This window comes from Actinomadura macra NBRC 14102 (assembly GCF_001552215.1).
GTDB classification, from domain to species: Bacteria; Actinomycetota; Actinomycetes; order Streptosporangiales; family Streptosporangiaceae; genus Spirillospora; species Spirillospora macra.
Genome location: NZ_BCQT01000003.1, coordinates 251,469 through 262,168 on the forward strand (window position 1 = coordinate 251,469; position 10,700 = coordinate 262,168).

Annotated in this window: 10 protein-coding genes; 5 read left to right on the forward strand and 5 right to left on the reverse strand. The window is 71.9% G+C overall.

Annotated features, from left to right (window positions below):
* Positions 1-9: 9 nt before the first annotated feature.
* The 5 genes from AMA02S_RS04850 to AMA02S_RS04870 all read right to left on the reverse strand — a co-directional run bounded on the left by AMA02S_RS04850 (position 10) and on the right by AMA02S_RS04870 (position 5,864).
* Positions 10-945, reverse strand: a complete 936-nt coding sequence (locus tag AMA02S_RS04850) for a branched-chain amino acid ABC transporter permease (RefSeq protein ID WP_067452163.1) — start codon at positions 943-945, stop codon at positions 10-12.
* Positions 942-1,658: an ABC transporter ATP-binding protein gene (locus AMA02S_RS04855; protein WP_067452166.1), complete on the reverse strand. Its 717-nt coding sequence runs from the start codon at positions 1,656-1,658 to the stop codon at positions 942-944. The genes AMA02S_RS04850 and AMA02S_RS04855 overlap by 4 nt, the downstream gene beginning before the upstream one ends.
* Entirely contained in the window at positions 1,651-2,403 is a 753-nt protein-coding gene (locus AMA02S_RS04860) for an ABC transporter ATP-binding protein (protein WP_067452169.1), read from the reverse strand. The genes AMA02S_RS04855 and AMA02S_RS04860 overlap by 8 nt, the downstream gene beginning before the upstream one ends.
* Positions 2,396-3,289 carry a branched-chain amino acid ABC transporter permease gene (locus AMA02S_RS04865; RefSeq protein ID WP_218004845.1) on the reverse strand — a complete coding sequence of 298 codons (894 nt, stop codon included), beginning with the start codon at positions 3,287-3,289 and terminating at the stop codon, positions 2,396-2,398. The genes AMA02S_RS04860 and AMA02S_RS04865 overlap by 8 nt, the downstream gene beginning before the upstream one ends.
* A 298-nt stretch (positions 3,290-3,587) precedes the next feature.
* Entirely contained in the window at positions 3,588-5,864 is a 2,277-nt protein-coding gene (locus AMA02S_RS04870) for an ATP-binding protein (RefSeq protein ID WP_245667359.1), read from the reverse strand.
* 359 nt (positions 5,865-6,223) lie between these two features.
* On the opposite strand from AMA02S_RS04870, the gene AMA02S_RS04875 reads away from it, so the two are divergent.
* From AMA02S_RS04875 to AMA02S_RS04895, 5 genes are all read left to right on the forward strand, one after another.
* The gene (locus tag AMA02S_RS04875) at positions 6,224-7,081 is read left to right on the forward strand and encodes an IclR family transcriptional regulator (RefSeq protein ID WP_084264617.1); all 858 of its coding nucleotides are present in this window, start codon (positions 6,224-6,226) and stop codon (positions 7,079-7,081) included.
* 26 nt (positions 7,082-7,107) lie between these two features.
* Positions 7,108-7,884 (forward strand): HpcH/HpaI aldolase family protein, encoded by a 777-nt coding sequence (locus AMA02S_RS04880; protein WP_067452175.1) that lies wholly within the window; start codon positions 7,108-7,110, stop codon positions 7,882-7,884.
* On the forward strand, positions 7,878-8,678 hold the full coding sequence (locus tag AMA02S_RS04885; protein ID WP_067452179.1) for a carbon-nitrogen hydrolase family protein: 801 nt from the start codon (positions 7,878-7,880) through the stop codon (positions 8,676-8,678). Before AMA02S_RS04880 ends, AMA02S_RS04885 begins: the two co-directional genes overlap by 7 nt.
* Before the next feature lie 123 nt (positions 8,679-8,801).
* Positions 8,802-9,716, forward strand: a complete 915-nt coding sequence (locus AMA02S_RS04890; RefSeq protein WP_067452181.1) for a VOC family protein — start codon at positions 8,802-8,804, stop codon at positions 9,714-9,716.
* Positions 9,713-10,582 carry an alpha/beta fold hydrolase gene (locus AMA02S_RS04895; RefSeq protein WP_218004846.1) on the forward strand — a complete coding sequence of 290 codons (870 nt, stop codon included), beginning with the start codon at positions 9,713-9,715 and terminating at the stop codon, positions 10,580-10,582. The genes AMA02S_RS04890 and AMA02S_RS04895 overlap by 4 nt, the downstream gene beginning before the upstream one ends.
* Positions 10,583-10,700 lie beyond the last annotated feature (118 nt).

Genomic DNA, 10,700 nt, shown 5'->3' on the forward strand with positions numbered 1-10,700 from the left:
CGGACGGGGTCAGGAACCAGCGGGTTCCGTGGCGGCCTCCGCGACCGGGGCCGGGTCGCGGCGGATGCGGTCGCGGACGCCGGGGAACGGGCGGTGGCCCGGGCGGCGTTGCCGCATCGTCAGAAGGGCCACGATCACCGATCCGTAGAGCACCGCGTTCTGCCAGCTGGTGGCGCCGTAGCCGCCGACATAGCTGGTGATCAGGCCCAGCGACACGCTCCCGGCGGCCGCGGGCAGGTAGCGCCAGCGGCCCACGGCGGCGCCGATGAAGCCGAAGATGCCGAGCGGCAGCACCTCATGGGGGCTGACGGCGATGAGCGGGGCGAGCAGGATGCCGCCGACCGCGCCGAACAGCGCCGCGATGGTGAACGCCGCGAGCCGCATCCGGCGGGGGTCGATGCCCACGACCCGCGCGCCGGTGGCGCTCTCCGAACAGGCCCGCAGCGCCTTGCCGAGGAGGGTCCGGTGGAACATCAGCCACGCGGCACCGAACATCACGGCCGTGCCCGCCCAGAGCAGCAGGGCGTGCGGGACGGTGGTGGCCCCGAGGATCCGCACCGTACCGGTGGGCAGGAACGCCGGCGCCGTCCGCGCGTCGACGCCCCACACGTACCGGAGCGTCTCGGCGATCACCAGTGCCGACCCGAGGGACATGACGATCGGGCCGGCCTCGCCCCGGGCCGTCCGCTGGTTGAGGATCACCCCGTACAGGACGAGTCCCAGCACGAGGCACACGGCCAGCGATCCGGCCATGGCCAGCGGAACGGGCCAGCCGAGATCGTCGGTGAGGCTGATGTAGGTCATCGCCGAGACCACCACGAAGGCGCCCTGGGCCAGGTTGTAGATCCTGGCCACCTGGAACAGCACGGTCCAGCCGAGGGAGATCAGGGCGTACACCGCCCCCATGCTGAGCCCCGCGAACGTGAGCTGGAGCAAGGTGGTCATACGACGCCTCCCAGGTACGAGGCCACGACACGGGGGTCGTCGCGGATCTCGGCCACCGGCCCCGACATCGCCACCCGGCCGTTCTCCAGGACGACCGCGGTGTCGGCGACCTGGAGGGAACCGGTGACGCTCTGCTCGATGAGCAGGACGCCGACGCCGTCGTCCGCCAGGTCCCGTGTCCTGCCGAGGATGGTCCGCGCCAGCAGCGGCGACAGCGCCAGGCTCGGCTCGTCCAGGATGAGGAGAGCGGGGCGGGCCATGAGCGCCCGGCCGATGGCGAGCATCTGCTGCTCGCCGCCGGACAGGTCCCCGGCGGGCTGCCGTAGCAGCGCCACCAGCTGGGGGAACAGGTCCATGACCCGGTCCAGGTCGCCCTGCCGTCCGGCGGACGGCCTCCGGTACGCGCCGAGCACGAGGTTGTCGCGGACGGACAGCTCGCCGAACAGATGACGGCCCTCGGGCACCATGACCACCCCGAGCGGGACCCGGCGGTGGGCGGGCAGCCCGGTGATGTCGGCGCCGTCGAGACGGACCGTCCCGGCGGTGGGGGACAGCAGGCCCGCCGCTACGCGTGCCGTGGTGCTCTTGCCCGCGCCGTTGGCGCCGAGCAAGCAGGTCACGCTGCCCGCGGTGACCGTCAGGTCGATGTCGTGCAGGACGGGCGCGCCGTCGTATCCGGCGGAGACGCCGTGGAGTTCAAGTCGCCTAGACACCGATGTACGCCTTTATGACGGCGGGGTCGGCCCGGACGGCGTCCGGCGTGCCCCGCGTGAGCACGGATCCGCGGACGAGCACGATCACGTCGGACACCAGCTCCATCAGGAACCCCAGATGGTGTTCGATGACGAGCGCGCTCACCCGGTGCTGGGCGAAGTAGCGCCGCAGGTCGGCGAGCAGCACGTCGCGTTCGGCGTCGGTCAGCCCGGCGGCGGGTTCGTCCAGCAGCAGGAAGGCCGGGCGGGACGACAGGGCCCGGGCCACCGCGACGAGCCGTTGCTGCCCGGCGGTCAGGTCGTCGACGGCTGCCGCGGCGAGGTGGTGCACGCCCACGGCGGCCATGGCCTCCTCGGCGTGGTCCCGGATACGGATCTCGTCGCGGCGGAGCCCGGGTGCCCGGACCATGGCGCGGAGCATCCCGTGGGAGCCGAGCCGGTGAGCGCCGGTCATGACGTTGTCGAGCACGGTGTGCCCGTGGAAGAGCCTGGCGTGCTGGTAGGTGCGGGCGATGCCGTGCCCGGCGATCCGCTCGCTGGAGAGCCGGTCGAGCCGCGTCCCGCGCCAGCGGACGGATCCGGAGGTGGGCCCGACCGTTCCGGCGATGCAGCCGACCAGGGTGGACTTGCCCGCACCGTTGGGGCCGATCAAGCCCACGACGGCGCCGTCGTCGATGCGGGCCGTGACCGAGCGCAGCGCGTGGACGCCGCGGAAGCGGACGTCGAGGTCGTCGATCTCAAGCATGCCCGTGCCTCCTTGTCAGGCGGCGCGCGACGGGGGCCGCCTGCTCGGCCAGGCCCGCGAGCCCCGCGGGCGAGAGCGCGTACACGATCATCAGGGCGAGCGCGGTGAGCAGCGGGGTGGACAGGGTGCCGCCGAGCTCGGGCAGCGACAGCAGGAACCCCAGCGCGACCAGGGTGCCGAAGACGCTCCGGTACCCGCCGAGCAGGACCGCGACGAACAGCGTGATCGAGTGGTCCACACCGAAGTCGGCGGGCGAGACGAACTGCGAGTAGTGCGCGTACAGGCTGCCCGACACCGCGGCCATGGCCGCGGCCAGCACCCACATCGCGGTCTTGTATCGCAGGGCCGGGACGGCCAGGCCGCGGGCCGCGTCCTCGTCGGCCTGGACGGAGCGGGTCGCGCGGCCGAACCGCGACGCGGCCAGGTTGCGGCCGAGCAGCATGCACAGCGCCACGGTGGTCCAGCTCGCCACGAAGTACGCGGTCTCCCCGCCGAGCGTCAGGCCGAACGCGCCGAGCGGCGGAATCCCGGTGATCCCGTCGTTGCCGCCCGTGACGGAGGTCAGGGTGACCTCCAGATGCAGGACGAGGTGGCCGAGGGCGAGCGTGGCCAGCGCGAGGTACCAGCCCCGCAGCCGCAGGATCGGCGCGGTCACCAGCGCCACGGCCACCGCGATCGCGATCCCGGCGAGCACGCCGAGCAGCGGGTGGCCGCCGTGCTCGGCCGTGACGACGGCGCTGGCGTAGGCGCCGATGCTCACCAGCCCGGCCTGGCCGAAGGTGAACTGGCCGCCCAGCCCGGCGAGCAGCGAGACGCCGACCGCGGCGACGCCCCAGATCCCTGCCAGCGTGAGCAGGCTGATGTAGGCGGTCGATCCGAGGGTCAAGGGCACGACGGCGACGAACAGAGCCAGCGCGGCGAACTGCCACCACGCCGCACCGGACGATGGCGTCCGGGCGCTCTCGTTGAGGGCCTTCAGAACCGCTCACCCCCTTTCTTGCCTGGTAGCGCGGGCGATGACCGGCGCTGCGATGTGAATGCAGCGACAGTCCGCGCTGGGGGGCGGAACCGCAACCGATACTTTCCGGCCGACGGAACGCCGGGCCCTGTTGCGCGGGAGTGTTGTGCGCGGGCGCGGTTCATGCCGGGGCGCGCTATCCCGGCGCGCGATTGGCGGGGGAGCGTTAGGCGGAGGGCGCGTGCGAGGTGGTGGCGCGCTGCCCGGTGTACCAGGCGGCGATCTGCGCGCGTGAGGTGAAGCCGAGCTTGGTCAGGATGTGCTCGACATGGCCCTCGGCGGTGCGCGGGGCGATGACGAGCGCCGCCGCGATCCGCTTGTTGGTCATTCCCTGGGCGACCAGCTCCGCCACTTCCCGTTCGCGGGGGGTCAGCTCCGGCGCGTCGTCCGCGGGCTCGGGCGGCGCCTCCGCCGCCTTGCGGGACTCTTCCAGCGCGTACGCCATGAGCGCGTCATGGCCGCACCGGCCCCCCTGGGCGAACGCACGGTCGAACGCGGTGTCGCCCAGCGCGCCGCGGGCGTCGGCCTGGCAGTCGCGGTGGTGGACGGTGAGGTAGGCGTGCCCGGCGAGCGGGGTGCCCGGCCGCTGCCACAGCTGCTGGAGCCCGCCGAGCAGGAACGCGGCGCGCTCGGCGCGCCCTTCCCGGGCGGCGATCCAGGCCAGCACCTCCAGCCCGTACGCGGCACCGAGCTGGTCGTCGTCGGCCCAGTGGAGCCTGATGCTGTGGCGGGCCTCGGCGTCGGCGCGGCCCGCGTCTCCGGCCTGCCACATGATCACGCTCAGTGCCCAGCGGCCGTAGGCTTCGAGGCGGCGTGAGCTGTGCCGTTCGGCGAGCGCCTGGAACTCCTCGGCCAGCGCGCAGGCGCGTGCGACATCGCCGAGCTCGGAGACGGCGAGGCCCAGCCGGACCAGTGTGATCGCGAGACCGACCCGGTCGTCGGCCGCGCGGTGCGCGACCTGGGCCTGCTCCAGCAGTTCGGCGGCCCTCGCCACGTCGCCCTCGGCCATCGCCAGGTGCGCGGTGAACTGGGCCACGTGGGCCAGGACCCACGCGTCCTGAAGCCGCGTCCCCAGCGCGTGTGCCTCCGTGAACATCGCGGTCGCGGTCTCGTGGTCCTCCTGGATGCCGGCCAGCCAGCCCGCGGCGACGAGGGCGCGCGCCCGCTCGGGGGTCGGGGACCGGTCGATCGCCAGCAGCCGGTCCAGCCGGCGCCGTCCCTCCCGGACGAGGCCCACCGCGCGCCAGCCGAACCACAGCGACGCCGCCAGCCGGAGGCCGCCGTTGCCCGGCCCCGGCTCGTCGTGGTCGACGCTGAAGTCCAGTGCCGCGCGCAGGTTCGGGAACTCGACCTGGAGGCGGTGGACGGCGGCGACCTCCTCGGCGGTGAACCACTGCGCCGCGATCTGCTCGGCCAGCCGCTGGTAGTAGTCCCGGTGGCGGCGGCGCAGCGGCTCCTCCTCGCCCGACTCGGCCAGCCGCCGCCGCCCGTAGTCGCGGATCATGTCGAGCAGCCGGTAGCGGGACCCGTCGCCGTTCGCGCTCACCCGCGCGACGATCGACTTGTCGACGAGGGCGGCGAGCAGCTCGGCGATCCGGTCGCGGTCAAGCCCGTCGCCGGAGCAGACCTCCTCCGCGGCCTGGAGACCGAACCCGCCGGTGAACACCGAGACCCGCGCCCACAGCCGGCGCTCGTCAGGCGAACACAGGGAGTGGCTCCAGTCGAACAACGCCTCCAGCGTCTGCTGGCGGGGTTCGCCGACCGCCGTGCCCGTGCGCAGCAGGCCGTACCGCTCGTCCAGCCGATCGACGATCTGCTGGGGGGACAACGCCCGCATCTTCACCGCCGCCAGCTCGATCCCCAGCGGCAGCCCCTCAAGGCGTGCGCACAGCCGCGCCACCGCCTCGGCGTTGTGATCGTCCAGGACGAAGCCGGGCGCGGCCGCGGTGGCCCGCTCCACGAACAGGTTCACCGCCTCGTACCGCATGAGGTCGGCCGGTGCCGCGGCGGTCTCGGCGGCGGGCACCGACAGCGGATCCACGGCGACGACATGCTCCCCCGGCAGGCCGAGCGGCTGGCGGCTCGTCGCGAGCACGCGGACGCCGGGGGCGGTGCGCAGCAGCGCCCCGACCAGCCCGGCGGACGTCTCCAGCAGGTGTTCGCAGTTGTCCAGCACCATCAGCAGCTGACGGTCCGCCACGTGTTCGGCGAGCGTGTCCACGTTCCAGGCCGCGGACCTGTCGTGCAGGCCGAGGGCGGCCGCGGCCACCTGGGCGATCAGCGCGGGATCGCGTAGCGCGGCCAGCTCGACGAGCCAGACGCCGTCGTGGAACGCCCGGCGCAGATCGCCGGCCACCCGCTGGGCGAGGCGGGTCTTGCCCACCCCGCCGACACCGATGAGCGTCACCAGCCGGGCCTGCGGCACCAGCCGCTTGATCGCCACTGCTTCGCGGCGTCGGCCGACGAATGTGGTGAGCTCTAGCGGGAGGTTGCCGTCGGATCGTCTGAGCTTTGCCGCCAACGTGCCGTCCCGAGCGTCGAAGACTCGCTATACCAGCGAAAGTATGCGCGAGGAGGCCGCACGTCAATGCGTTCCGGCGGGTAACGGGCGTGATGGCCGGCCAGCGTACCGCGCCCTCTCGGTTACGGAGGGTCGGTTACGTACGGTTGAGTACGTTCCTACATCGAGTGAACAGGTAGGTGTCCGGGTAGTTCCCGCGTGTCGCCGGTCAGGACTTCGGAGCAGGGTCGAGCCATACGCGCATACGCGCCGTACGCGCAGGACCGGACCGGAGGAGCCTCATGCCGTCCTCGACCACCGACACCGCGACACTCTCCGAAAGGCCGCCCCTTCCCCTGGCCGGGGCGACGCGTGGACTGACGCACGCCGCCCCGCTGGCGGAAGGCGTCGCTGCGGATCTGCGGGCGTCGGGGTCGGTGGGCAAGGCGCTCGCCGTCCTCGGTGCCTTCACCCCCGAACGGCCCTCGCTGGGGGTTTCGGAGGTGGCGCGGCGGGCCCACATGCCGAAGTCGACCGTCCACCGGCTGCTGACCGCTCTGGTGGACGGAGGGCTGATCGCCAAATCGGGCACCCAGTACTCGCCGGGCCCGCTGCTGACCGAGCTCGCGGCCCTGACGAACCGCCCTGACCTGCAACGGTTGCGCGAGGCCGCGCTGCCCTACCTGCTGGACCTGTACGAGCATGCGCACGAGACGGTGCACCTGGCCGTCCTCGAAGGCATCGACGTCCGCTACGTGGAGAAGATCTACGGGCACGAACAGGTCAGATGCCCGTCTCGCGTCGGCGGGCACGTCCCGGCCGCCGCCAGCGCCCTCGGCAAGGCGATGCTCGCCTTCAGCGACACCGAGACGGTGGTCAGGGCGAGCCGGCGGCTGCGGCCCTTCACGCCCTACTCGATCGTTACGCCGCGCGCCCTGGCCGTGGAACTACAGGCCGTTCGCGACCGCCACCTGTCGTACGACCGGCAGGAGAACACCCTGGGCCTGACCTGCGTGGCGGCCCCCATCCTCGGCTGGCGCGGACGGGTCGTCGCCGCCGTCTCGGTGACCGGCCCGGTCCATCGGTTCCGTCCCGCGTCCTGCGCGACGGCCGTCCGCAACGCGGCCGCCGGGATAGCCAGGCAAGCCCAGTTCATCTGACCCCACCGGACTCCCTGGAGGCCAGCATGCCCGACATCCTGACCGACGCCGCCCCGGACCGCGCGTTCGCCGTGTGGCTGTCCACACCGAACGTGGCGGCCGCCGAGATGGCCCGCCAGGCCGGTTATGGCGCCGTGATCCTTGACATCGAGCACGGTGCGTTCGACCTCGCCGTTCTCGACCGCTTCGTGCCGTTCCTGCGCGCCCTCGGCCTTGAGGTGCTCGCCAAGGTGCTCGCACCCGAGCGCGCGCCCATCCAGCAGGCCCTGGACTTCGGAGCGGACGCGGTCGTCATCCCCCATGTCCTCGGCGTCGAGCACGCCCGAGAAGTGACCGGGTACGCCAAGTTCCCGCCGCTCGGCGAGCGCAGCTTCGCGGGCGGCCGCACCACTTCCTATGGCGGTTACGACGACCCGTGGGTCCACCGGCAGGACCGCGGCACCCGCTGCCTTCCCATGATCGAGGACGCCGGCGCGCTGGACCAGGTCGCCGAGATCCTCGCACTGCCGACCGTCGACGGCGTGTTCGTGGGGCCCTCGGACCTCTCGCTCCGCCGTGGACGTGGCGCGTACGGGCGGACCGACGGCGACTTCGCGGACCTGGCCCGGGTCGCCGAGGCGGCCGCCGCGGCCTCCAAGCCCTGGCTATTCCCCGCCTGGAGCGAACAGGAGCAGGTCTTCGCGCTGGAGCATGGAGCCGACCAGATCGCCCTGACCATGGAGTACAGCGCCTTGGGCGACGGGCTCCGATCGGCGCTGGCCCGGGTGCGGCGCCTCGACACGAAGGTGGGCGCACGATGGTGACGCTGGCAGTCGGACAGTTCTCTCCGGGCGAGGACAAGGCGGTCAACCTCGCCGCGATCGGCGAGCTGATCCGGTCGGCGAGCCAACGCGACGCCAGGCTTCTCCTACTGCCCGAGTACGCCTCGTTCGCGACGCCGACGCTCGACCACCGGATCGTGGCCGCCGCCGAGCCGGTCGACGGGCCGTTCGTCACGCGCGTCGCGGCGCTGGCCAGGGAGTACGGGCTGGCCGTCGTGGTCGGCGTCAACGAGCAGATCCCCGGAGCGGACCGGATCCACAACACCCTCGTGCAGATCGGTCCGGACGGCGACGTCCAGGGCGTCTACCGCAAACTGCATCTCTACGACGCGTTCGGTGTCCGTGAGTCGGAGTGGATGGTGCCCGGGGAGCTGTCGGCCCCGAGGCCGATGCTCGTGGACGGCGTCACCTTCGCCGCCCAGACATGCTACGACCTGCGGTTTCCCGAGGTGACGCGGTCCCTGGTCAACGCGGGCGCCGACGTCGTTCTCGTCGCGGCGCAGTGGGCGCCGGGCCCGCTCAAGGAAGGGCACTGGACGACGCTCCTGCGCGCCCGCGCCATCGAGAACACCGTCTACGTCGCGGCCGCCGGGCAGGCCCCGCCGCTGGGCTGCGGGCACAGCATGATCATCGATCCCAAGGGCGTCCTGATCGACGGGCTCGGCGAGAGCACCGGCGTCGCCTCCACCCTGATCGATGAACAGCGGCTCAGCACCGTCCGGAACGAGAACCCGGTGCTCGCGGCACGCCGGTTCGCCGTGGTCCCGGCCGGCTGACGTTCCGGAATACGGATCGCGCCGGTTGCGACACCGGCGTCGGCCGCCGAGACTGCGCGAACCGCGACGGGGTGGCAGGGACAACGGGTTGAAAAGGACAACGGGTTGAAAGGGAACTGTGCGATGGGCGAAGTCACGGCACTGGGGTATCTCGGCTTTTATGCCACCGACCTTGCGGCGTGGCGAACGTGGGGGACCGACCTCCTCGGCATGCAGGTGGCCGACGCGCCTTCCGAAGCGTCCGGCGAAGCCCTTTTCCTGCGCATGGACGAGCGGGGCTGGCGGCTGGCCGTGGAGCCCGCCGAGAACGACGGCCTGGCGTACACCGGCTGGGAGGTGGCCGATCCCGCGGCGCTGGAGCGCCTGGGCAACGACCTTGCCGACGCCGGCGTGAAGGCCGTCGAAGACCCGGCGCTCGCCCGGCGCCGGAACGTCGAACAGCTGGTCAGGTGCGCCGATCCCGATGGCAACGAGCTTGAGTTCTTCTGCGGCGCCTACATTCCCGAACAGCCTTTCGTGTCGCCGCTGGGCGTCACGTTCGTCACGGGCGACTTCGGTCTCGGGCACATCCTCCAGAACGTCGCCGATGCCGGCGCGGCCAAGCGGTTCTATCTCGACGTGCTCGGTTTCCGGCTCAGCGACATCATCGAGTTCGGCCCGAACCGGGTGCATTTCGCCCGCGTGAATCCACGGCATCACAGCCTGGCGTTCGTCGAGGTCGCCGACGAGCCGCCGTCCCTCGGCCACTTCATGGTCGAAGTGGCCGACCTCGACACGGTCGGCCGGGCCCTGGACCGGGTCAACGCGGGGATGGCCCGGCTCACCGAGACCCTCGGCAAGCACACCAACGATCACATGGTGTCCTTCTACATGAGGAACCCCTCCGGCTCGCAGACCGAGTACGGCTGCGCCGGACGCATCGTCGACGAGGCCAACTGGAAGATCAATACCTACAGTGCGACGGCGTACTGGGGGCACAAGGTCCCGGGCAGCGAGTACTCCGCGGACGGCCCCGTCTCCCCGCGCGTCCCGGCGTGACCGTGCACGCCCTCCTGGGCGGCCCCACCACCGGCCGCACGCTCGACGTCGACGGCGCACGGGTCCACTACCACGACGTCGGCGACGGGCCCGCGCTGATCATGCTTCAGGCGTTCGGTCCCCTGCCCGGGACGACCGCCTGGCTGACCTACCACAGGATCGTGGACGACCTCGCCGCCGCCCATCGCTGCATCCTGATCGACTACCCCAACTTCGGCCGCAGCGAGCCGACGGTGTTCAACGAACCCGTCCACGACCTGTACGCCAGGAACACGTTCGCCGTGATGGACGCCCTCGGCATCCCGTCCGCCCCGGTCATGGGCGTCTCCACCGGAGGCACGGTGGCGCTCACCATGGCGTTGATCGCGCCTGAGCGCGTGCGGGCCCTCGTCATCGGTTCGTGCGAAGCGTCCACCGGCGGCGACCCGTACCTTCTCGCCCCCTTCCCGAGCGAGGTCCATCGGCTCTTCGAGGACTGCCAGTCGAACCCCCCGGACCCGGACCGCATCAGGCGCCTCCTCACCGCGATCGTCCACGACCCGGCGCTGGTCACCGACGAACTCGTGACCGCCATGCATGACCTCCGGGTCTCCGAACCGGAGCATGCTCTCGCCTGGTCGCGCTCGCGAAGCGTCCCCCACACGAACCTCGCGGCGCTGACGACCCTCGCGGACGTCCCCACCCTCGTCCTCCACGGACGCCACGACCGGATGGTCCCCCTGGAACAAGCGCTGCGACTCCTCAGCCACCTGCCCTCTGCTGACCTGGTCGTCCTCAACGAGTGCGGCCACTGGCCGACGGTGGAACGCCCGAACACCTACGTGAAGCAGGCCCTGACCTTCCTGAACACCCTTCCTCTGCACTGAGCACTGGAGACAGGACGGCAGACCACTTTGCCGTCCAAGCTGCTCATGTGGCCTGGGATCTGGTCATCAACTGACATGAGTGTGCCCGGTCCAACCTTCCTACCCCTGTGGAGAAAGG

Coding starts and splice junctions, on each gene's coding strand:
- AMA02S_RS04850 (WP_067452163.1), bottom strand. CDS start 945: ATGACCACCTTGCTCCAGCTCACGTTCGCGGGGCTCAGCATGGGGGCG.
- AMA02S_RS04860 (WP_067452169.1), bottom strand. CDS start 2,403: ATGCTTGAGATCGACGACCTCGACGTCCGCTTCCGCGGCGTCCACGCG.
- AMA02S_RS04880 (WP_067452175.1), top strand. CDS start 7,108: ATGCCCGACATCCTGACCGACGCCGCCCCGGACCGCGCGTTCGCCGTG.
- AMA02S_RS04875 (WP_084264617.1), top strand. CDS start 6,224: ATGCCGTCCTCGACCACCGACACCGCGACACTCTCCGAAAGGCCGCCC.
- AMA02S_RS04890 (WP_067452181.1), top strand. CDS start 8,802: ATGGGCGAAGTCACGGCACTGGGGTATCTCGGCTTTTATGCCACCGAC.
- AMA02S_RS04885 (WP_067452179.1), top strand. CDS start 7,878: ATGGTGACGCTGGCAGTCGGACAGTTCTCTCCGGGCGAGGACAAGGCG.